The sequence below is a fragment of the Devosia lacusdianchii genome, assembly GCF_022429625.1.
Lineage (GTDB): Bacteria > Pseudomonadota > Alphaproteobacteria > Rhizobiales > Devosiaceae > Devosia > Devosia lacusdianchii.
This window is the reverse complement of the sequence record NZ_CP092483.1, coordinates 3,865,294-3,887,456: the sequence shown is the minus strand read 5'-3', so window position 1 is coordinate 3,887,456 and position 22,163 is coordinate 3,865,294. Positions and strand designations below refer to the sequence as shown.

The following is a 22,163-nucleotide window of genomic DNA, read 5'->3' as shown; positions in this document are numbered from 1 at the left end:
TTGCCGGTGGTTTTGTCGAGAATGCTGGCTGACAATGTGGGCCACTATAATGCCAATTACATACCACTCGCAACCAGCCAAACTAGGCGGTGCGACCGGGAGAGGCATCAAGCCTCGCCATCAGTTCTGTGGGAGGAACAAGAATGAAGCTTCAAAGACTGACCGCCATGATGCTCGCGGGTGCGCTCGCGCTACCCGGCGTCGCATTTGCCCAGAACGAAGGCGAGTCCGTGCTGACGGCCGTGCCGCAGCAGCTCACTGCCTGGGTCGAAAACTATAACCCCATGAACGCGACCACGGTTCTGCCGACCGTGCTGGATTTCATGTTTGAGCCGCTGGTGGTGTTCAACGCCATCAAGGGCGGCGAAGCGAATTACCGTCTGGCAACGGAATATTCCTATTCCGAAGACCAGCTCTCGCTGACCTTCACCATGCGCGATGGCGCCAAGTGGTCTGACGGCGAGCCGTTGACCGCCAAGGACGTGGCCTTCACCTTCAACCTGATCAAGGAATTCCCCGCTCTCGATCTGCGCGCCGTCTGGCCCAAGCTTGAAAGCGTCGAAGCCTCTGACGACAAGACCGTCACCTTCAAGTTCAAGCAGGTCGATGCCGGTCTTATCTACCAGATCGTGCAGACCTATGTGGTTCCCGAGCATGTCTGGGCCGACGTTGCCGATCCGGTCACTTTCACCAATCCCAATCCGGTTGGTTCGGGTCCACTGACCGAAATCCGTCGCTTCTCGCCGCAGGAATACATCCAGTGCCGCAATCCCAACTACTGGGACAATGCCGAGCTGGAAGTCGACTGCATGCGCTTGCCGCAGGTGTCGAACAACGACCAGGTTCTGACCATGGCGTCCAATGGCGAACTCGACTGGTTCGGCTCCTTCCTGCCCGATATCGAAAAGACCTATGTTTCGGGTGATCCCGATCACCGCGGCTACTGGTTCCCGGCCGGCTCGCCGGTCTTCGTCTCGCTCAACATGGAGAGCGAAGATCCGGGCCTTAAGGAAGCCTTCAACGACGTCAACTTCCGCCGCGCCTTCTCCATGGCAATGGACCGCCAGGCCATGGTCGACATCGCCGGCTACGGCTATCCGACCGCCAATGAGTATGCCTCGGGCCTCGGCAAGGCCTATGACGTCTGGAACAATGCCGAAGCCGAAGCCGAATATGGCAAGTTCGCCCGTTTCGACATCGAAGCCTCCAAGGCCCTGCTCGCTGAATCGGGCTATGCCGACAAGGACGGTGACGGTTTCCTCGAAACCCCGACTGGCCAGCCGATTGCGCTCGAAATCATCGTGCCCAATGGTTGGACCGACTGGGTGAACACGGTGCAGCTGGCCGTCGAGGGTCTTGCCGAAGTGGGCATCAATGCCTCGATGGCAACGCCGGAGAGCCCGGCCTGGACCGATGCGCTGATCACCGGCAAGTATGAAGCCGCGCTCAATGCCGCCGCCACCGGCGTCAGCCCGCACTTCTTCCTCGATGGTTCGCTGCATTCGCGCAATATCGGGCAGAACCGTTTCGCCGCTGCGCGTTACGTCAATCCCGAACTCGACGCGGCGCTTGATGCGTTCAACGCCACGACCGATGCCGATGCCCAGCGTGAAGCCATGACCAAGGTTCTGGCCCTGATCGCTGCCGACATGCCGTTGATCAACGTGTTCAACAACCCGCTCTGGTACGAATACAACACGACCCGCTTCACCGGCTTCTTCAATGCCGATAATCCGGTCGCCCGTCCGGTGGTCTATGCCGGCGTACCGGAACGCCTGCTCCACCTTCTCGCCCTCTCCCCGGTCAAGCAGTAATTCCGCTGCTTGACTGACAGGTGGCGCGGCGATCTGTCCGCGCCACCCTTCCTTTTCGCGGAGAGCGGCAATGTCCTTCATCCTGCGCCGGCTGGGCTTCTACATTGCGGCCTTCCTGGTGGCTGCTACGGCCAATTTCATTCTGCCACGGCTGATGCCCGGCAACCCGGTCGACATCATGTTCTCCCAGCAGAACAGCACGCTGACGCCCGAGGCGCGGCAGGCCCTGATCGAGACATTCGGCTTTGCTTCCGGCCCGCTCCACCTGCAGTTTCTCGACTATATGAAGTCGGTTTTCACCGGCGATCTCGGCTACTCGATCCGCTTCTACCCCCAGACCGTCAATCAGGTGCTGGCCTATGCCGCGCCGTGGACGATCCTCTTGGCCGGTACGGCGACGATGCTGGCCTTTGCCATCGGTTCCACCATGGGTTCGTTCGCGGCGTGGCGCCGCGGCGGCAAGTTCGACGCCATCGTCACGCCGGCTTCGCTGGCCGTGCAGGCGACGCCCGCCGTCGTGGTCGCCATATCCGTGCTCTTCATCTTTGGCGTGGCCCTGCGCTGGCTGCCAACCTCATACGCCTTCGCTCCGTCGCTTGATCCGGCCTGGAGCTGGCAGTTCTTCGGCAGCGTCTTCGTCCATGGCTTGATGCCCATCTGTTCGCTGATGGTGGTGTTCGTCGGCGGTTACCTGGTCACTATGCGCAACAATATGGTGGGCCAGCTCGGCGAGGATCACGTCACCATGGGTGTGGCCAAGGGCCTGAGCGACCGCCGCGTGCAGTTCAACTACGCCGCGCGCAACGCGCTGCTGCCGTCGGTGACATCGCTCGGCCTGACGCTGGGTGCCATTCTGGGCGGCTCGCTCGTCACCGAGGTGGTGTTCAACTATCCCGGCCTCGGCCAGACGCTCTATATCGGCATCGTCACGCGCGACTACCCGCTGATCCAGGGGCAGTTGCTGATCATGACCTTCGCCACCCTTATCGCCAATTTCCTGGTCGACATTCTCTACGTCTTCCTCGATCCCCGCCTGCGGAAGGTGTGAGGCCGCCATGCTGGAAACGCTCAAAGTCTTTCTTCGAAACCGCAAAGCGGCCTTTGGCCTGGCCATTGTGCTGATCTATGTCGCGATCGCCGTCATCGGGCCGCTGCTGCTCAATGCCGACCCCATGGCGCGTGTCGGCCGGCCGCACCAGCCGCCGAGCCCGGACGACCTGCTGGGCACGACACGCATGGGGCGCGACGTGTTCACCCAGGTGATCTACGGCACGCGCACCTCGCTCGCCGTCGGCTTCTTCGCCGGCTCGATCGTGGTGATCATCGGCACCGTGCTCGGCATTGCCGCCGGCTATTTCGGCGGCTGGATCGACGAAGTCGTGACCTTCATGACCAATGTCGTGCTGGTTATACCGCAATTGCCGCTGCTGCTCGTCATCGCCGCCTTTCTCGGGCAGACCAACCCGGTGGTCATTGCCATCATCATCGGCGTCACATCATGGGCCTGGGGGGCGCGCGTCACCCGATCGCAGACGCTGACGCTGCGAAACCGCGAGTATATCCTCGCCTCCGAGCTGATCGGCGAACCGGGGCACCGCATGATCTTCGTCGAGCTGCTGCCCAATCTGCTGTCGATCATCGGCTTTAACTTCATCGGTTCGGTGACCTATACCATCATCACCCAGGCGACCCTGGAATTCCTGGGCCTGGGCAATCCGATGTCGATTTCGTGGGGCACGATGCTCTACCACGCGCAGAACGCCTCAGCGATCACTGTGGGGGCGTGGTGGGAGGTGCTGGTGCCGGCGGTTGCCGTGGCCGGCATCGGCATCGGGCTGTCGCTGCTCAATTTTGGCGTCGACGAAATCTCCAACCCGCGCCTGCGCACGCTGGGCACCATTGCCGCAGCCGTGCGCACGCAGGAAAAGCTGGACAAGCAGCGTCTTGCCCAGCGCCAGGGAGCCGCATGATGGAGACGTCCAACACACTCGTCGAAGTCCGTGGCCTCCAGGTCGACTTCCTGACCGCAAAGGGTCTGTTCACTGCCGTCAAGGGCGTCGATTTCGAGATCGGCCGCGGCGAGGTGATGGGGCTGGCCGGGGAATCCGGTTCGGGCAAGAGCACAATCGCCTTCTCGCTGCTGCGCCTGCATCGACCGCCGGCCATCATCTCGAAGGGCTCGATCATCATTGACGGGCAGGACGTGCTGGCCATGCCGCTCGACAAGCTGTCGAAGTTCCGCTGGTCCACCGCCTCCATGGTGTTCCAGAGCGCGATGAACTCGCTCAACCCGGTTCTCACCATTTTCGAGCAGTTCCGGGACGTGATCGTTCGGCATACCGGTGTGTCACGCGCTGAGGCGCGGGCGCGGGCGGAAGAGCTGCTCAAGCTGGTCGGCATTGCGGCCAACCGGCTGGACGATTATCCGCACCAGCTTTCGGGCGGCATGCGGCAGCGTATCGTGCTGGCCATCGCCCTGGCACTCGACCCCAAGCTGATCGTGATGGATGAGCCGACCACCGCGCTCGATGTGGTGGTGCAGCGGGAAATTCTCCAGGAGATCATGGCGCTCAAGGAGAAGTTCGGCTTTTCCATCCTGTTCATCACCCATGATCTGGCGTTGATGGGCCAGTTTGCCGACCGCATCGCGGTGATGCTGGAAGGAAAGCTGGTGGAAGTAGCACCGGTGGCCGATATCGTCGGCAATCCGCAGCATGATTACACGCGACGGCTCTGGTCCTCGATGCCCATTCTCAAGCGATCGACGGTGACGGCATGATCAACCAGGATATCGCATTGCTGCGTCTGGAAGACGCCACCAAGGTCTTCTCGCTGAAGCCAATGTTTGGGCAGGCCCGCGAGGTCGTTGCCCTCAAGGACGTGTCGCTGACCGTCCGGGCCGGCAAGGCGCTCGCCATCGTCGGTGAAAGCGGCTCGGGCAAGTCCACGCTCGGACGCGCGGTCACGCGGCTGTTCACGCTCTCGAGCGGCTCGGTAAGTTTCAAGGGCCGCGATATCGCCAGCTTTCACTCGCGCCGCGAGCGGCTGGATTACCTGCGCAGCGTGCAGATGGTGTTCCAGGACCCGTTCTCGGCGCTCAATCCGGCGCACACTATCCGTCACCACCTTCAGCGCCCGCTGCAATTGCATCGCGGCGTCAAGACTGCCGAGCTCGAAGCGGCCGTACGCCAGGTGCTCGATGACGTGGAGATGGATCCCGACGTGTGCATGGACAAGTTCCCGCATGAACTGTCCGGCGGACAGCGCCAGCGCGTGAACCTGGCGCGCGCCCTGGCGGTCGGTGCCGAGCTGATTGTTGCCGATGAGCCCACCTCGATGCTCGACGTGTCGATCCGGCGGTCCGTGCTCGATCTGATGCGGCGGATGAAGGAGGAGCGCTCCATCGCCTTCCTCTACATCACCCACGATATCGCCACGGCCCAATACCTGGCCGACGACGTCGCCATCATGTTTGCGGGCCGGGTGGTCGAATGGGGGCCGCCGGCCGCCATTATCGACAATCCGCAGCATCCCTATACCCAATTGTTGCTGTCCGCCGTGCCCGATCCGGGTGTGCGTGTGACGGGCGCTGGCGGAAAGTCATTCTCCGAACGCGCCGAGGCGGTTCGCGAGGCGACCCGCCGTCCTCTCCAGGCCGCCACTGAAGTCGGACCAGGACACTACGTCCGGCTGAACGTGGCAGGCTAGGGCCCGGCGACCAGATACGAGGGGCGTGGTCGCCGGGAAAATCGTCGGGTATTGCCGCTGGCCCAGGCCGCCGGCGGCAATGCTGTTTGAGCGGCGCCTTGGGTCTAGTTGGCCCAGCCACCATCGACGAGGAATTGCTGCGCCGAGATCATGGCGCTGTCCTCTGACGCCAGAAACAGCGCCATGCGAGCGACGTCATCCGGATAGACGCGGCCGGCCAGCGCCTGGCTGTCGTCGATCAGTTGCTCGGTCGCCGGGTTCAGCCAAAGGGCGATCTGACGCTCCGTCATGATCCAGCCAGGTACCAGCGTGTTGACCCGGATGCCGTGCTTGCCCAGTTCGCGGGCCATCGATCGGGTCAGGCCATGCGTGGCGGCCTTGGCGGCTTCGTAGATCGGCAGGCGTGGCGCCATGATCATCCAACTGATCGAACCCGTATTGATGATCGACCCACGCCCGGCCCGGATCATGCCGGGCGCCACCGACTGGATAGCGAAGAAACTGTGCTTGAGGTTGACCGCCATGCGCTCGTCCCAATAGGCGGAGGTCACCTCTTGCCAGTCATGGCGCTCATCATGGGCGGCGTTGTTGACCAGCACCATGGCGTCGCCATGGGCTTCGGCAAAGCCGGCAATAGCGCTGCGATAGGCCTCGGTATCGGTAATGTCGCAGGCGGTGAACCTAGCGACCTGCCCCGCCGCTGCCAGTTCTTCGGCCAGTACGGCGCCACGTTCGGCCTGCACGTCGACAAAGCCGACCCTGGCGCCCTGGGCTGCGAAGTTCCGCACCAGCGCCTCGCCGATACCCGACGCGCCGCCGGAAATGATCACCGGAGCGCCGGCCAGGCTGGGGTATCGCGCGGTTTGAGTCATCAACGAATTCCTAGATGAACAGGCTTGCATGCCGGGTTTCGAGGTCCGGCAGGTCGTCGAGGATGCTGCTCAGATGCTCGGTCATGGCGCGCTGCGCCTCGGTAGCGTTATGCGCGTCAATCGCGGCCATGATGGCATGGTGCTCGCGCACGCGCCGCTGCATGTCGGCCTCCCCTTGCAGCGTCATGTTGCAGACACGGTCCATGTGCGTCTTCATATCTGCGATGGCGATCCAGGCGATGCCCACACCAGCGCCGGTCGCCAGAGCAATGTGAAACGCCTCGTCGTGCTCGCGGAAGGCGGCATGGTCTAATTTGGCCGACGCCTCTTCCTGTTTGGTCAGCAGGGTCGCGATGCGCTTGCGCTGCCAGGGGTCAAACGAGAGGGCCGCTCGGGCCACCACCGCAAGCTCTACCGACTGCCGCACGAACAGCGCCTCAGTCATTTCCTTGGCCGAGATACGGGCCACCACCGTGCCGCGGTGAGGACGGATTTCGATCAGCCGTGAATTGGCGAGGCGGATCAGCGCTTCGCGCACCGGCTGCCGCGAAACACCCAGGCGGGTGGCGATATCCTGTTCAGACAGCCGCGCGCCGGGCAGCAGCTCCAGCTCGATAATGGAGCGGCGCAGGTCTTTTTCAATCGACGCGGCGGCGCTTTCGCTGCTCTCAGCCGGCTGCATTTCCAGAGTCATATTACATCTCGCCAATGGCATTGACAGGGCAATACCATGCACCATACGGTACCATACAATTCCATACGAGGCCTGTTCAAGAGGCTCGTGACTAAGAGGAGGGTGGGTCCGATCCCACCGGTTTGATGACCATTCAGGCCCGCTTTCAGGACAATTTCGTAGTGCCGGACCTTAGTGACCCGCGGCTTGCGAGTAAACGGACCTATCGCATGCCGATCGATGGCGTCTCACGCGACGCCTTGAGCGGCGAGGTCATCGAACGGCAGAGCCCGGGCCACCGCGGCAAGGTGGTCGGCGTGTGGCCTGCCGGTGGCGCAGCCGATGCTGACCTGGCCATTCGTGCCGCGCGCAAGGCCTTCGATACCGGGCATTGGCCGCGCATGACCGCCGCCGAGCGCTCGACCATCCTGCATGCCGTGGCCGCAAACATCCTGCGCCATGTCGAGGAACTCGCCTTGATCGAGTGTCTCGAAACCGGCAAGCCGATCAACCAGGCGCGCGGCGAGATCGGCTATTGCGCCGACCTCTGGACTTACGCGGCCGGCCAGTCGCGGGGCCTAGAGGGCGACAGCCACAATGCCATCGGGGAAAACCGCCTCGGCCTGGTCCTGCGCGAACCGGCCGGTGTCGTCGGTATCATCACGCCCTGGAACTTCCCATTCATTATCGTGTCCGAACGCGTGCCTTGGGCGCTTGGCGCCGGCTGCACCGTGGTGGTCAAGCCAAGCGAATTCACGTCCGGCACAACGGTTCGGCTCGCCGAACTGGCGCTGGAAGCCGGCATGCCCCCCGGGGTGTTCAACGTCATCACCGGTACCGGTGCGGCGGCAGGGCAGGTGCTCGCCGAGGACCCGCGTGTCGACGTGCTGGCCTTCACCGGCTCAGTAAGGGTGGGCACCCATCTCGCTGCCATCGCCGCCGCCGGCATCAAGCGCGTGGGGTTGGAACTGGGCGGCAAGGGGCCGCAGATCGTCTTTGCCGATGCCGACCTCGAAGCGGCGGCCGACGGTATCGCTTACGGCGTCTATCACAATGCCGGGCAGTGCTGCATTTCCGGCAGCCGCCTTATTGTCGCCAATGCCATCCGCCCGGCGCTGCTCGAGCGGCTGCTGGACCTGTCACGCCGCCTGCCTTTCGGCGATCCGCTGGGCGAGGCGTCGCGGTTCGGCGCCATGGTCTCTGACCAGCACATCGAAAAGGTCGCGGGCTATGTCGCGACCGGGCTGCGCGAGGGGGCGGAGTTGCTGTTGGGTGGAGACATGGTCGACGCCAAGAGCGGCAATTTCTTCGCGCCGACCGTGTTCGACGGCGTCAGGCCCGACATGACCATCGCTCAAGAGGAAATCTTCGGGCCGGTGCTGGCGACGATCGGCTTCGACACGCGCGAGGAGGCGGTGGCGCTCGCCAATGGCACGCCATTCGGCCTTTCGGCGAGTGTCTGGTCGCGCGATCTCGAAACCGCCATCCAGACCACGCGCCAGCTCCGCGCCGGGCGCTGCTGGATCAACTCCGTCATCGACGGAACGCCCGAGCTGCCGATCGGCGGCTACAAGAAAAGCGGCGTTGGTCGCGAACTCGGCCGCTACGGTTTCGACGAGTATTCCCAATTCAAGGGTCTGCACATGACGCTTGGGCGGGGACAACCCTGGTTCCAGCACTGAGGAGCGCTGGAACCAGGGAAGACGGACTCGCAAGGCGTAATCTTTGGTCGGAGGACGCCTTTGCGAAGCGGGACCGAGGAGGAACCGCGGCAATCCAAAGGGAGGACTAAGTGATGAAATTGACCAAGTCAAAGGCCGCGCTACTGGCGGGGTGCGCCCTGTTTGCCAGCGCCTGTGGCGCTGTCGCGCAGGATCAGGATCCGGTTTCGGCGACCATGATCATCTATCTCGACCCCAGCGTGCAGTTCTTCAACCCGGTTGTCAAAGGGGCGCAGGACGCCGCTGCGGCCTTTGGCGTCGATCTCGACGTGCAATATGCCAATAACGATCCGGTGCGTCAGAACGATCTGATCGAAACCGCCGTGGCCGCCGGTGTCGATGGCATAGCGGTGGCCATTTCGAGCTCGGATGCGTTCGACGAGAGCATCTGCGCGGCCGTCGAATCCGGCGTCGTCGTCATCGGCTTCAACAATGACGATCTCGAAGGCGCCGATGGCAATTGCCGGCAGGCTTATGTTGGCATGAACGAGTTCGCCTCCGGCTATGAACTGGGGCTACGCATGATCGAGGCTTTCGATCTCAAGGAAGGCGACACCGTCTTCAATCCCCGCGAAATCCCAGAGGCCAGCTTTGCCGTGGCCCGGGGCGGCGGCATCGAAAAGGCGATGGAAGAGCATGGCATCAAGGTCGAAACCGTGCGTGCCGGTCTCGATCCGGCGGAAGCGCAGAACATCATGGCGCAGGTGCTGATCGCTAACCCCGATATCAAGGCGCTGTTCGGCACCGGCTCGGTGACCTCCACCGTGGGGGCCGGCGCGATCAAGGATGCTGGCGTGGAGATTCCGTTCGGCGGTTTCGATCTCGCGGTTGAGATCGTCAACGCTGTCGAATCCGGAGCGATGTTCGCCACCATGGATCAGCAGCCCTACCTGCAGGGCTATTACCCGATCGCTCAGATCGCCATGGCGGCCCGTTATGGCCTGACCCCGACCGACGTCGACACCGGCCAGGGCGCCTTCCTCAACCAGGAACGCATTGGCGTCGTGAAGCCGTTCATCGGCACCTATCGCTGAGGGCAGGGCTCCGGCCGGTCTCAGGCCGGGCTCCCTCCTCCCTACCAGGACATACACTGTGACCGTCATGACCCATGATCACGCCGCCGCGGCCGAGCGGACGGTTGCCGCACGGCTCCATAGTCTGCTGACCATGCCGGCCGGAGCCATCCTTATGGTCTTCGTGGCCGTGCAGATCGTCTGTATCGCCGCCGGCCTGCTGTTCCCGGACGACTTCCGTTATCTCTCGTCGCAGAATATGGGCATTCTCATGCGCTCGGTGCCGGTGCTCGGTTGCCTCGCCCTTGGCGCCGGCGTGCTGATGATCGCAGGGGAATTCGATCTCTCGATCGGTTCGGTTTACACCTTCGCGGCCATCGTCATGGCCATGCTGACGGGCAACGGCGTCGACGCGTTTCTCGCCGCACCTGCGGCTCTGCTGGTCGGCGCCGCGATTGGCGTGCTCAACGGCCTCCTGACGCTGCGCTTCAATCTGCCAAGCTTCATCGTCACGCTTGGCGGACTGTTGTTCTGGCGCGGCGCGGTGCTGCTGATCAATGGCGCCGTGCAGGTGCGGTTCGACCCCAACCCGGTCTTCAACGAGCTGTTTTCAGGCACGCTGTTCGGCATCAATGCGGCTTTCCTCTGGTTCATCGCGCTATGCCTGGTGTTCTGGGCGCTGCTGCATCGCCACCGTTTCGGCAACCACGTCTTTGCCACCGGCGGCAACCGCTCGGCGGCTACGGCCATCGGCGTCAATACCGGCCGCATCAAGCTCATCGCCTTCGCCCTAGCCGGTTTCATGGCTGCCTTTGCCGGCATTCTTGCCACGACACGCGTCGGCTCGGTGCAGCCGGGGCAGGGCGCTGGTCTCGAACTCCAGGCCATTGCCGCCTGCGTTATCGGCGGGCTGTCGCTGCGCGGCGGTCGCGGCTCGATCCTCGGCGTCTTTCTCGGCGTGATGCTGATTTTCACCATTACCGACGTGCTGCTGCTGATGCGGGCGCCGGGCTTCTATCTCGACATGTTCATCGCCACCCTGATCGTGGCGGCCTCGATCTTCAATCACAGCCTTGACCGCCGGGGAGCCGCATCATGAGCCTGCTGGCCCTGCACAATATCAACAAGTCGTTCGGCCCGCTCAGGGCGCTGACCGATCTCAGCTTCGAAGTCGGCCATAGCGAGGTCGTTGGTCTGCTCGGCGATAACGGCGCCGGCAAGTCGACCACGGTCAACATGCTCTCTGGTATCCATCGGCCCAGTTCGGGTCATATCAGTGTCGATGGCATCAAGCAGGATTTCACCTGCCGGCGGGATTCCGCCGATGCGGGGATCGAGACAATCTATCAGAACACCGCCCTGGTCGACTGCCTCTCCATCTCGCGCAACATTTTCCTCGGTCGCGAGCTGACCGGCCGCTTCGGCTTTCTCGATCTCAAGAAGATGCGCGACATCGCCATGCAGGTGCTGGAAAGCGCTGTGCATATTTCCGGCATCGACTCGCCGGACAAGCTTGTGGGCGATCTCTCGGGTGGGCAGAAACAGGCGGTCGCCATTGCGCGTGCCGTATTCTTTAAGCGCCGGGTATTGCTGCTGGACGAGCCGACATCGGCCCTGTCGGTGCGGGAAACCGAGGCACTCCTCAACCAGGTCACCAGGCTCAAGGCCGAGGGCGTGTCGAGCGTGCTGGTGACCCACAACCTCTACCACGCCTACCAAGTCTGCGACCGCTTCGTGATCATGAGCCATGGCACCAAGGTGTTCGACGTCGCTAAGGCTGACACCACCATCGAGGAACTGACGCAACATGTCGTGCTGACCTGAGGCGTGGACTGGCGACGATGGCCTTGCTGGTGATATCGGGGTCATGCGACGGTCAACTGCGTCGCGGAGACTCAGGTGGCCAGCACGATCAAGGATTATGAAAGTCTGGGTGCGGAACTAGCCGCCCGGCAGGGTTCGCTGAGCCGGCGGCTAGAGCAGGTTGCGCGGTTCTTTCTCAACCATCCCGAGGAAGTTGCCATCAGTACGCTGGTGACGTTGGCCAACCACGCCCAGGTGCCGCCGGCGACAATCACACGCTTCGCCAAGGAACTTGGCTTTGCCGGCTTTGCCGAGTTGCAGGCGGTGTTCCGCGAACGGCTGGTGGGTCCGCGCGCGCCCTATGCCGAACGGGTCAGCAAGCTCCGCCAGGGCAATGGCGCTGCCGAAATCGCCGATGCCGACCTCCAGGATTCGGGACGCATGTTCGAGGGCTTCGTGCAGGCGGCGGTCAATTCGCTGGTGCGCATCGAGGAGAGCCTCGATCGGTCGGAACTGGCGGCGTTCGTCGATGCGCTGGCCGCCTGCGACGCCGTGCATGTCGCGGCCGCGCGGGGCGCTTTCAGCATCGGCGCCTATTCGGTCTATGGCCTGGCCAATGTCGGCAAGCGGGCGCATCTGGTGGACAATCTGGGCGCCATGCGGGCCGAGCAGATCGGGGCCATGGGACCCAATGACCTGCTGCTGGCCGTGACTTTCGATGATTACACACCCGAAACGGTGGAGGCGGCAAAGCTGGCGGCGGCGCGCGGCCGTACCGTGCTTGCCATCACCGATAACGAGCTCAGCCCGGTCGTCGGTGTGGCCAGCCATGTGCTCTATGTCACCGAGGCGCGGCTCGGCCATTTTCGCTCGCAGGTGCCGGCCCTGGTCGTTTGCCAGGCCATCATCGTCAGTCTCGGTCGCCGGCTGGGCGAAGGCGCGCCGTCACCCAAGATGAAAATAAAGAACCAAAAACAGAAAAACGAGAAATAGATTGCAAACGGTGATCACCTCGGCAATTGTGTTGGCGGGGGGATTGGACGGATGCAGGCCAGTTTCGATTTTTCGGGAGCTTCGGTGCTCGTGGTCGGAGCCAGCCGGGCGGGCATCGGGGCATCGATCGCGCGGTCGTTTCAATCGGCCGGCGCCGAGGTGACCATTACCGGCGTCGAGGACCAGCCAGCCGAGGAAGACCGCGGTCGCTTTCGCTATGAAAAGCTCGATGTGAGCGATACTGCCGCGGTAAGGGCGCTGGGCGGCGCGTTCGACAAGCTGGACGTTCTGGTCAATTGCGCGGCCATCACGGCGCGTGGCGAGGAGATGGAGCCGAGCTTTTTCGAGAAGGTCGTCAACGTCAACCTGCACGGCACCTTCCGCACCGCCGAAGCATTTCACCCGCAGCTCAAGAGCAGCGGTGGCAAGCTGATCAATATCGCCTCGATGTATGCGCGCTTCGGCAGCCCCCGCAATCCGGCCTATGGCGCCAGCAAGGCAGCGGTCGAGCAGTTGACCAAGTCACTGGCCATTGCCTGGGCGCCCGACGGCATAAGGGTCAATGCGGTGGCGCCGGGTTTCATCGTCACCGAGCAATCGGCGCGCAGCCGCACCGACCCGGTGCATGTCGCCAATGTGACTGCTCGGACGCCGCTCGGGCGTTGGGGACAGCCCGACGATCTTGCCGGAGTGGTGCTGTTTCTGGCCTCGGAGGCTTCGGCCTTCATCACCGGCGCTTGCCTGCCGGTGGATGGAGGATATTCGGTCGCATAGCCTGCGGGAGCGGAAGAGGAGCCGCGCCCGGGTCATGGGAGGGAGACATGCAGGGGTTGAGCGATATCGGCGTTGCCGTTATCGGCACGGGCTTCATCGGCACGGTGCATCTATGGGCGCTGCGCAGGCTTGGCGTTCGCCTCACCGGCGTGCTGGGATCGAGCGCCGGGCGCGGCGCCGAGCGGGCGGCGGCGCTTGGCGTGGCGCGCGCCTATGCTTCGCTCGATGAGTTGCTGGCCGATCCTGATGTCGACGTGGTCCACGTCACTTCCCCCAATCACGCCCATTACGCGCAGGTGAAGGCGATCCTGGCCGCCAGCAAGCACGTGATCTGCGAAAAGCCGCTGGCCATGACCTCGGTGGAATCCGCCGAGATGGTCGAATTGGCCCGTTCCAGCGGCCGGATTGCGGCGGTTTGTTACAATACCCGCTTCTATCCGCTCAACCAGCAGGCGCGCGGCATGGTCGGCGCGGGGGAGCTGGGCGACATCAGGCTGATCACGGGGCACTATCATCAAGATTGGCTGGCCAAGCCCGGCGATTGGAACTGGCGGCTGGAGGCCGATGAGGGCGGCACGCTGCGTTCGGTCGCCGATATCGGCACACATTGGGTCGATCTCACCAGCTTCATCAGCGGCCTGAGCCCGGTCGCGGTGCTGGCCGAGCTGGCGACGTTCATCCCCGAACGGCAAAAGCCGCTGGGCCCGGTCGAAACTTTCGCGAGGACGAGCGACAGGGCCAGCGAAACCCGCCGCATCCAGACTGACGATGCCGGGTTGATCCTGCTGCGCTTTGATAATGGCGCGCGCGGTTCGGTCACCACCAGCCAGGTCAGCCATGGGCGGAAGAATGCGATGAGCTGGGAGATTTCCGGCGCCAGCGCATCGGCGTCCTGGCATTCCGAGCATCCGGACCATTTGTGGCTCGGCCATCGCGATGAACCCAACCAGATGCTGCAGCGCGATCCGGGCCTGATGAACGCCACCGGCAGTGCCGCCGCCAGTCTGCCGGGCGGGCATGTCGAGGGCTTTGGCGATACGTTCTTCGCATTGTTTCGCGCGGTCTATGCTGATGTGCTGGCGGGACGGCGCTCGCCGCAGTCCAATTACGCCAGCTTCGAGGACGGGCATGACGAAATGCTGTTCTGTGACGCAGTGATCAGGAGCGCCAGGGACGGGCGCTGGGTCGAGGTGGGGGGACGAGAATGAAGCTGGGAATCCTGACGGCGCCATTTGCCGATATCGGGTTGATGGATGTTGCCGATTGGGCGGCCGGGAGTGGCTTTTCAGCGCTCGAAATTGCCTGCTGGCCCCGCGCCGGCGGCGAGACACGGCGCTATGCCGGCACGTCCCACATCGATGTCGCCAACCTGTCCGCCGCTGAGGGCGACGAGATTGCCTCGGCATTGTCCTCGAAGGGGATCACGATCTCCGGGCTGGGCTATTACCCCAATCCGCTGCATGCGGATGCGGCCCATCGCGACGAGGTCATCGGCCACCTCAAGCAGGTCATCACCGCCGCGCCGCTGCTGGGGGTGAAGGTCGTCAACACCTTCATGGGCGGTGATCGCAAGCTCAACGTCGATGAGAACTGGGCGCGCGCCAGGGACATCTTTGCCCCGATCGTCGCGCATGCGCGCAACGCCGGCGTCACGCTGGCCTTCGAAAATTGCCCGATGATCTTCAGCCACGACGAATGGCCCGGCGGGCACAATATTGCGTACTCGCCCAAGATCTGGCGGCGCATCTTCGAAACCTGGGGCGACAGCGTGGGCATGAACTACGATCCCTCGCACCTGGTCTGGCAGATGATTGACCAGCCGCGCTTTATTCGCGAATTCGGCCCGAGGATGGTCCATGTCCACGCCAAGGATGTGATGATCGACCGCGACGGGCTCTACGAAAACGGCATCATGTCATCAGGTATGGGGTGGCAGGTGCCGCGCATGCCGGGTCTGGGTGATATCGACTGGGCCCAGTTCTTCTCCGGCCTCTATCGCGCCGGCTATGACGGACCGGTCATCATCGAACACGAGGACCGCAATTTCGAAGGTACGGACGACAAGCTCAAGCGGGGCTTCCTGCTGGCGCGCGACGTCCTCAATCCATACGTGAAGTAACGAAAATAATGTGCAACGATACGTCAGTCTCAAGGGAGGACTAAGATGAAAAAACTGCTCGTGGCCGCCAGTGTGGCATCCATTCTGGCCGGGCTCGGCGGCGTCGCCGCGGCCCAGGAATATACGATCGGCATTTCGAATACCGTGCAGGGCAATGGCTGGCGCGAGGAAATGATCTGCGCAATGAAAGCGCAGGCGCTCGATTCAGGGCTGGTCTCGTCGCTCAACATTGCGCACCGCAATACCGATGCGGCCGGCCAGCTCGAAGACATCCGCAACCTGATCCAGGCCGGTGTCGACGCCATCGTGGTCAACCCGGCCAATCCTGACGGCATCAATGCCGCCATCAAGGAAGCCACCGATGCCGGCATCGTGGTGGTGGCCGTCGACCAGGCCGTGACCGAACCGTCCGCCTATGTGGTTTCCAACAACCAGGAAGAATACGGCTATGTCGGCGCCAAGTGGCTGTTCGAGCAGCTGGGTGGCGAGGGCTCGGTCGTCTATATGCGCGGCGCTGCCGGTGCCTCAGCCGACAATGACCGCGATGTGGGCTTCAAGCGCGCGCTTGCGGAATATCCGGGCATCAAGGTGGCCCAGGAAATGTTCACCGGCTGGCAACAGGACCAGGGCAAGCAACAGATCCTCGACTACATCGCTGCGGGCATTCCGTTCGACGGTATCTGGACCTCGGGCATCGACAATGTGATCGTCGATGCGCTGGTGGAATCGGGTGCCGAGCTGGTGCCCGTCGTGGGCGCCGACAATGCCGGTTTTGTCGGCCAGCTCGCTTCTGTCGAAGGCCTGGTCGGTGCGGCTGTGACCAATCCGGGTTCGATCGGCGGCGCCGGCGTCACCGTCGCTCTCAATATCCTCAAGGGTGAAAAGCCGGCCGAACAGACCGTGTTGGTCACCCCGGCGCTGTGGGACAATGTGAGCGACGAGGGCAAGGCCAATATCGCCGCAGCACAGAATCCGAACCTCGATCCGGAATGGCCGGTGAGCGTGTCCATTGAAGGCTACACCACCTACACGATCGACGAAGTCATCGCCTGCAAGGGCCCAGGCGAGTGATCTGATCCTGGTCCCCGGTCGCAAGGCCGGGAACCGTCTTTCGACCAAGGGCAGGGTGTCGTCGGTATGACGGAACAAGCGGCTGGGCGTCCGGTTCTGGACGCACGGGGCGTGGCAAAGCGGTTCGGCGCTGTCGCCGCGCTCAAGGATGCATCGCTCACGGTAAGCGCCGGCGAAGTCGTGGCCCTGATGGGCGCCAACGGCGCCGGCAAATCGACTTTCGTCAAGATTCTGACGGGCGCCTTGCGGCCCGATACCGGCTATATCAGGCTCGATGGCGAAGACCGGCACTTTCGCTCGCCAGCCCAGGCACGGCGCTCGGGCATCATGCCTGTTTATCAGGAGCCGTCGCTTATTCCCGATCTCGACGTGGCCGACAATCTGCGGCTGCTCGGCATTCCCATCGATCCGGTGCGGCACTGGGTGGGCGAGCTCGGCATCGCCGATCTGCGGGTCGACGAAACCGTTCGGCACCTGCCGCTGGCGACACTGCGTATTCTGGATCTGGCGCTGACTTTGGCTAGCGAGCCCAAGGTGCTGATGCTCGACGAAATGACGGCGGCACTGCCGACCGACCTGGTCGAGCGCGTGCTGAAGGTTATCCGCAGCCAGGCCGATAGCGGGCGTTCGGTCATCTATATTTCCCATCGCTTCGCCGAGATTGCGCAGGTCTGCGATCGCGCCTCGGTGCTGCGCGACGGGGTGACGGTGGGCGACTTTGCCATCGCTCCGGGCATCGAGGAAGAAATCGTCGAGCTGATGTTGGGCGGCGTGCCGGCTCGCGCCGAAGTGACTGATAACCGTGTGCAGGGTATTGCGACCGGCGCGCCGCGCCTACGCGTGCGCGACCTTGCCGCCGGCTCCAAGCTGGCTGACGTATCGTTCGAGCTTCGCCGCGGCGAAGTGCTCGGCGTGGTCGCGCTGGAAGGGCAGGGGCAGGACGAGTTGTTCGACGTGCTGGCCGGTTTCCGCCGCGCGCAAAGCGGCAGCATCGAGGTCGATGGCAAACCGGCCGCTTTCCACCATCCCGCCGATGCTATCGCGGCAGGCCTGACGCTGGTCCCGGGCGACCGCAAGGATGCGCTGTTGATGCAGCGCTCGGTGCGGGAGAATATTGCGCTGCCGCTATTGGCGCGACCCAGCAAGTGGGGCGCCATCCCGATGCGCCGCGAGGCCGAGCAGGTTGCTACCGCTGTGGAGCGGCTGCAGATCGACATGCGCGCGCAGGGCGAGGTCCGGCGGCTATCGGGCGGTAACCAGCAGAAGGTGACGATCGGCCGCTGGGTCGCGGCGGGCGTCGAGACGCTGCTATTGTTCGATCCCACCCGCGGCATCGATGTGCGCACCAAGCATCAGATCTATCCGCTCCTGCGCGAGCTCGCGGCACAGGGGGCGTCCATTCTCTTTTACACCTCCGAACTCGGCGAGATTGCGCTGGCTTGCGACCGCACCATCGTCATCTTCGGCGGGCGGGTGGTCGACGTCATCGATGCCGGCGATGCCACCGAACAGAACCTGATGCGGGCCGCCTACGGCCTCACAGCCAAGGACCGCGCAACGGCGGGAGAGCTGGCATGATCCGCTCGCTGGGCAGGCATGGCTGGGCCATCGGGCTCATGGCCATTTTCATCATCCTGCTGATCGCCACCCGTGTGATCCAGCCCAATTTCGGGGTGACGGGCCTCGATTCCCTGTCGCGGGCTGCATTGCCCTTTGCCTTTGCGACGGTGGGCATGGCGATCGTGGTTATCGCCGGCGGCATTGACCTGTCCATCGCGTCGATCATGTCGGTAGCCGGCGTCACTGCCGCTGTGCTGATGCAAGGGGCAGGAGACGTGCAGGCAGGCTTCATCGTCCTCGCCGTACTGGGTGTCGGTGCTGGCATGGGGGCGATCAACGGTACGCTCATCGTGCTGACCCGCGTCCCCGATATCGTGGTGACACTGGCCATGCTGTTCGTCTGGGAGGGGGCGGCGCTGCTGATCCTCAATGCGCCGGGCGGGACGGCGACGCCATGGCTGCGCGACGTGATTGTCGGCGCGGTGACGCTACCGGGTGTGCCGTCCCAGTTCACCGCCTGGCTGCCCAAGTCGTTCGTCGTATTGCTGGCCTGCGTAGCAATCATCTGGCTGCCGCTGCGCCGGTCGCGGCTTGGCCTATCCATCTATGCCATTGGCAGCGACCAGAATGCGGCCTTCCGCTCCGGCGTGCCGGTGGGGCTCACCCGCATCGCCGCCTATGCCCTGGCTGGTCTCTTCGCCGCGCTGGGTGGGTTGTCGATCACCCTCAGTACCGGCATCGGGGAGCCCATACCCGGCCCCTACCTCTTGGCCAGCGTGGCTGCCGTGGTCCTGGGCGGCGTCGCGCTGACCGGCGGCATTGGCGGCATTCTGGGGCCGATCATCGCCGTGTTCATCCTGCGCACGCTGCGACTCGACCTGACGCTGCTGTCGGTCGATCCTAACGTGACCACGATCGTCGAAGGCGCCATCATGGTCGCCGTGGTGATGGCTGGTGGCCTGTTGGCAATGAGAGGACGGCACTGATGGCTGGTGTGGCCGAGACGACGTCGCCGCTGCAGCGCATTGGCGGGATCATTCGCGACAATCCGGTGCTGCCGCTTATCGCGCTGCTCTTTGCCCTGGTGGCGCTGCTCGAATTCCTGCAGCCCGGCATCTTCAACGAGCGCTGGGTCGGCAACACCATCCGCTTCGCCATTCCGCTCGCCATGCTGGCGGCGTGCCAGACGTTGACCATGCTGACCGGCGGTATCGACCTTTCTGCCGGCGTCGCGGCCACCGTCGCCGCTTTCGTGGTGGCCACGCTCACGCCTTTGGTGGGCGCGCCTGCCGCCATCGCGCTGTCGCTAGCGGCGACCGTGCTGATGGGGCTGGTCAACGGCTTTGGCGTCGGCGTGTGCCGGGTGCATCCGCTGATCATGACGTTGGGTACGGGGCTCATCGCCACCGGATGCCTGCAGGTCTACCAGCGCTACGTCATCAATACCGGTTCGGTCATCCCTGATATCTTCGAATGGCTGGGCACCGGCCGTACTTTGGGCATGCCCAATGCGCTGTTCCTGTTCGTGCCCTTCGCCATCCTGCTGCTGTGGAGCCAGCGCCGCACCGGCTTCGGCCGCCTGCTCTATGCGCTCGGGTCCAATGAGAACGCCTCGCGCCTTTCGGGCGTACGGTCCTGGCAGGTCATGCTGGCGCTCTATACGCTGTCGGGGCTCATCGCCGGCATTACCGGGCTGCTCTATGTCGGGATTATCAGGGCGCCGTCGCTGTCGCTGGCCAATTCGCTGATGCTGCCCTCCGTCGCGGCGGCGGTGATCGGCGGCACGTCGATCTTTGGCGGGCGCGGCAGCTATTCGGGCACCATTGTCGGCGCGCTGATTTTGACGGTGCTGGGCACGCTGCTGACCCTGCTGCAAATCCCCGAAGGCGCGCGGCGCATGCTGTTCGGCGCCATCATTCTGGCTGTCACCGCGCTCTATGTGCGTATTACCGACCAGACCTGACGCACGGAGAAAATCGATGACTGAACCCTTCGGCCGCTGCCTCGCGGGCAAGTCGATCCTGATCACGGGCGGCCTGCAGGGCGTCGGTCTCGAAGTCGCCCGGCACGCTCAGGCCAATGGCGCGGCTCGCATCGTGCTGGCCGGCCGCGACCCGGACAAGGCGGCGGCGGCGCGGGCCGAAATTCCCGGTGCCGAATTCGTCTTCGGCGAACTGGCCGACCCAGCGACGCCCGATCGCCTGATGGCGGAAGCGCTGGCGCACGGTCCGATCGACGGGCTGGTCAATGCGGCGGGCATCACCGACCGCGCCAGCTTTCTCGATGGCGACGCGGCGCTGTGGGACAAGCTCTTCGCGGTCAACGCTCGAGCGCCCTACCTGCTCATGTCGGCCTTTATCCGTCATCGGCTGAACAGTGGCGCCCCCGGTTCGATCGTTAATATCCAGTCGATGAACGCCCATTGCGGCGCGCCGGACCTGGCGATCTATTCGGCGAGCAAGGGTGCCCTGGCCACGCTGACGCGCAATGCCGCCAATGCGCATCTCAGCGATCGTATCCGCGTCAATGGCATCAATATGGGTTGGGCCGCGACGCCCGGCGAACAGAAGATGCAGGGCGAAACGCTTGGCAAGGGCTCCGACTGGAGCGCCAAGGTCGCTCAGCGCCAACCCTTGGGTCGCATGCTGGAAGCCGCCGAAGTGGCGCGCCTCGCCGTCTACCTGCTATCGGACCTGTCGGGCCTGCAAACCGGCACGCATATCGACCTCGAACAGCGCGTCGTCGGCGCACCGTCCTGAGCATAGCGCGACGGTCGCCCGAAGAGACCATCAGGACGGCCGTTAGCCGTCGGCTCGCGCATCTTCCGCCCACGAGGTCTCTTGCAGACCAATGGATTGTTATCACCTGTACACTGACCCTGCGGCTAGCAGTAGCCGGCCGCCACGCGCCAAGCAGGCCAGGATCAACAGGGCGAATTCGTATGCGGCTATTTCCTGCCGGCCGCAGATAGGTGGCCGCAATTAGACCACGACGACCGGACGTGGACCGATCTTGTGTGTTTCCAACACAATGCTGTAGGAGCCCACGACCTCTTGTTGGATGATGCCACAATCCTTGGCGTGACAAATCGACCAAATAGGCGGATTTTCAACGGCAACGCGGACCTCTGGGAGAATGAGCGTGAACGGCGATTCGGTTCGGTTTGAGCTCCCCCAGCCTAAGCGGATATCTCTGTCGGAAAGCGTGGCCGATACCATCGCGCAGGCGATCTCAACGCGGATCATCTCGCCAGGCGAGCGGATCGTCGAGACATCACTGGTCGAAAAGCTCGGCGTAAGCCGGGTGCCAATTCGCGAGGCGCTCAAGGTGCTGCACGCCCAAGGCATCATCAGCGGCGGCGGCCATCGCGGCTATCGCGTCGCCGCTTTTGACGCCAGCGTGACGCAACAAATCATGGAAGTTCGGCTCAGCCTTGAATCCTTCATGTTGCGCGATGCAATCGAGAACTGGCGCCAAGGTAGGGGTTCCCCGAGCATTCTCGAGCCTTGCATCGACCAGATGCGTGCTTCGGCAAAGGCGGGGAGCCTGCGCAATTCGTTGATTGCCGATCTCGAGTTTCATCGCATCATCCGTCAGGCTGCCGACAATCCTATCGTGGGCACGCTTTGGGATACGATCGCGCGGCACGTGCTGATCGTCTTCAACTTCGAGCGCTTTCGCGATGAAGACCTTGAGGCCATTCCCAGGCAGCACGAGGAATTCCTCGACTGGATCAAAGGACAGGTAGCCAAGTCCGAGACTGCTTTTGGCGATATCCAGACCGCCCTGGAAAATCACATGCTGCTGATCGCCCGCAAGAAGAAGCAGGGCGCCGTCTCGCTAACCCGCTGAGCCGATTTCGCTACTGGCGAGCCTCGCGCCGGTGATGGCTGGGTTCTGTTTGCCCGTTGTCTAATTGTATACTGTATGACAATGTCTGGTGACTGGCGCCCGTATCGTTTGCGCTCGGCCATGCTGTGGCTGAACGGAACTGGCTTGTCCGCGCCACAAGCTTTGGCCATGGCGCTGGTTGTTTCAGCGG

At 63.5% G+C, this 22,163-nt stretch carries 21 protein-coding genes; 19 read left to right on the top strand and 2 right to left on the bottom strand.

All coding sequences use genetic code 11. The features are described 5' to 3' along the window. The first annotated feature begins 143 nt into the window (after positions 1-143). The 5 genes from MF606_RS19135 (at position 144) to MF606_RS19115 (ending at position 5,522) form a co-directional block, all read left to right on the top strand. Positions 144-1,814 (top strand): ABC transporter substrate-binding protein, encoded by a 1,671-nt coding sequence (locus MF606_RS19135; protein WP_240230918.1) that lies wholly within the window; start codon positions 144-146, stop codon positions 1,812-1,814. Positions 1,815-1,884: 70 nt separating this feature from the next. Continuing rightward, complete coding sequence (locus MF606_RS19130; protein ID WP_240230917.1) at positions 1,885-2,862, top strand: ABC transporter permease; 978 nt, start codon at positions 1,885-1,887, stop codon at positions 2,860-2,862. Positions 2,863-2,869: 7 nt separating this feature from the next. Further along, on the top strand, positions 2,870-3,784 hold the full coding sequence (locus tag MF606_RS19125; RefSeq protein WP_240230916.1) for an ABC transporter permease: 915 nt from the start codon (positions 2,870-2,872) through the stop codon (positions 3,782-3,784). Further along, positions 3,784-4,593 carry an ABC transporter ATP-binding protein gene (locus MF606_RS19120; RefSeq protein WP_240230915.1) on the top strand — a complete coding sequence of 270 codons (810 nt, stop codon included), beginning with the start codon at positions 3,784-3,786 and terminating at the stop codon, positions 4,591-4,593. Before MF606_RS19125 ends, MF606_RS19120 begins: the two co-directional genes overlap by 1 nt. Next, positions 4,590-5,522, top strand: coding sequence for an ABC transporter ATP-binding protein (locus tag MF606_RS19115; RefSeq protein ID WP_240230914.1), 933 nt, complete (start codon positions 4,590-4,592; stop codon positions 5,520-5,522). The genes MF606_RS19120 and MF606_RS19115 overlap by 4 nt, the downstream gene beginning before the upstream one ends. 104 nt (positions 5,523-5,626) lie before the next feature. On the opposite strand, the gene MF606_RS19110 is transcribed toward MF606_RS19115, so the two are convergent. Further along, positions 5,627-6,394: an SDR family NAD(P)-dependent oxidoreductase gene (locus MF606_RS19110; protein ID WP_240230913.1), complete on the bottom strand. Its 768-nt coding sequence runs from the start codon at positions 6,392-6,394 to the stop codon at positions 5,627-5,629. A gap of 10 nt (positions 6,395-6,404) precedes the next feature. Further along, positions 6,405-7,076 carry a GntR family transcriptional regulator gene (locus MF606_RS19105; protein ID WP_240230912.1) on the bottom strand — a complete coding sequence of 224 codons (672 nt, stop codon included), beginning with the start codon at positions 7,074-7,076 and terminating at the stop codon, positions 6,405-6,407. 221 nt (positions 7,077-7,297) lie between these two features. On the opposite strand from MF606_RS19105, the gene MF606_RS19100 reads away from it, so the two are divergent. The 14 genes from MF606_RS19100 to MF606_RS19035 all read left to right on the top strand — a co-directional run bounded on the left by MF606_RS19100 (position 7,298) and on the right by MF606_RS19035 (position 21,973). Beyond that, complete coding sequence (locus tag MF606_RS19100; protein WP_240230911.1) at positions 7,298-8,749, top strand: aldehyde dehydrogenase family protein; 1,452 nt, start codon at positions 7,298-7,300, stop codon at positions 8,747-8,749. Positions 8,750-8,862: 113 nt separating this feature from the next. Then, positions 8,863-9,822: a sugar ABC transporter substrate-binding protein gene (locus MF606_RS19095; protein ID WP_240230910.1), complete on the top strand. Its 960-nt coding sequence runs from the start codon at positions 8,863-8,865 to the stop codon at positions 9,820-9,822. A gap of 133 nt (positions 9,823-9,955) precedes the next feature. Further along, complete coding sequence (locus tag MF606_RS19090; protein WP_420842268.1) at positions 9,956-10,900, top strand: ABC transporter permease; 945 nt, start codon at positions 9,956-9,958, stop codon at positions 10,898-10,900. After that, positions 10,897-11,625, top strand: a complete 729-nt coding sequence (locus tag MF606_RS19085; protein ID WP_240230909.1) for an ATP-binding cassette domain-containing protein — start codon at positions 10,897-10,899, stop codon at positions 11,623-11,625. The genes MF606_RS19090 and MF606_RS19085 overlap by 4 nt, the downstream gene beginning before the upstream one ends. Before the next feature lie 75 nt (positions 11,626-11,700). Then, on the top strand, positions 11,701-12,597 hold the full coding sequence (locus tag MF606_RS19080) for a MurR/RpiR family transcriptional regulator (RefSeq protein WP_240230908.1): 897 nt from the start codon (positions 11,701-11,703) through the stop codon (positions 12,595-12,597). A gap of 51 nt (positions 12,598-12,648) precedes the next feature. Continuing rightward, complete coding sequence (locus MF606_RS19075; protein ID WP_240230907.1) at positions 12,649-13,371, top strand: SDR family NAD(P)-dependent oxidoreductase; 723 nt, start codon at positions 12,649-12,651, stop codon at positions 13,369-13,371. A 47-nt stretch (positions 13,372-13,418) separates the two neighbouring features. After that, positions 13,419-14,579: a Gfo/Idh/MocA family protein gene (locus MF606_RS19070; protein ID WP_240230906.1), complete on the top strand. Its 1,161-nt coding sequence runs from the start codon at positions 13,419-13,421 to the stop codon at positions 14,577-14,579. Continuing rightward, a complete protein-coding gene (locus tag MF606_RS19065; protein ID WP_240230905.1) occupies positions 14,576-15,490 on the top strand; it encodes a sugar phosphate isomerase/epimerase family protein in 915 nt (304 codons plus the stop codon). Before MF606_RS19070 ends, MF606_RS19065 begins: the two co-directional genes overlap by 4 nt. A gap of 45 nt (positions 15,491-15,535) precedes the next feature. Beyond that, the gene (locus MF606_RS19060) at positions 15,536-16,561 is read left to right on the top strand and encodes an ABC transporter substrate-binding protein (RefSeq protein ID WP_240230904.1); all 1,026 of its coding nucleotides are present in this window, start codon (positions 15,536-15,538) and stop codon (positions 16,559-16,561) included. A gap of 111 nt (positions 16,562-16,672) precedes the next feature. Continuing rightward, on the top strand, positions 16,673-18,139 hold the full coding sequence (locus MF606_RS19055) for a sugar ABC transporter ATP-binding protein (RefSeq protein ID WP_338084390.1): 1,467 nt from the start codon (positions 16,673-16,675) through the stop codon (positions 18,137-18,139). Continuing rightward, positions 18,136-19,107 carry an ABC transporter permease gene (locus tag MF606_RS19050; RefSeq protein WP_240230902.1) on the top strand — a complete coding sequence of 324 codons (972 nt, stop codon included), beginning with the start codon at positions 18,136-18,138 and terminating at the stop codon, positions 19,105-19,107. Before MF606_RS19055 ends, MF606_RS19050 begins: the two co-directional genes overlap by 4 nt. Further along, complete coding sequence (locus tag MF606_RS19045; protein ID WP_240230901.1) at positions 19,107-20,084, top strand: ABC transporter permease; 978 nt, start codon at positions 19,107-19,109, stop codon at positions 20,082-20,084. The genes MF606_RS19050 and MF606_RS19045 overlap by 1 nt, the downstream gene beginning before the upstream one ends. A gap of 16 nt (positions 20,085-20,100) precedes the next feature. After that, on the top strand, positions 20,101-20,880 hold the full coding sequence (locus MF606_RS19040) for an SDR family oxidoreductase (protein ID WP_240230900.1): 780 nt from the start codon (positions 20,101-20,103) through the stop codon (positions 20,878-20,880). A gap of 382 nt (positions 20,881-21,262) precedes the next feature. Continuing rightward, complete coding sequence (locus MF606_RS19035) at positions 21,263-21,973, top strand: GntR family transcriptional regulator (RefSeq protein ID WP_240230899.1); 711 nt, start codon at positions 21,263-21,265, stop codon at positions 21,971-21,973. The last annotated feature ends 190 nt before the right edge of the window (positions 21,974-22,163 follow it).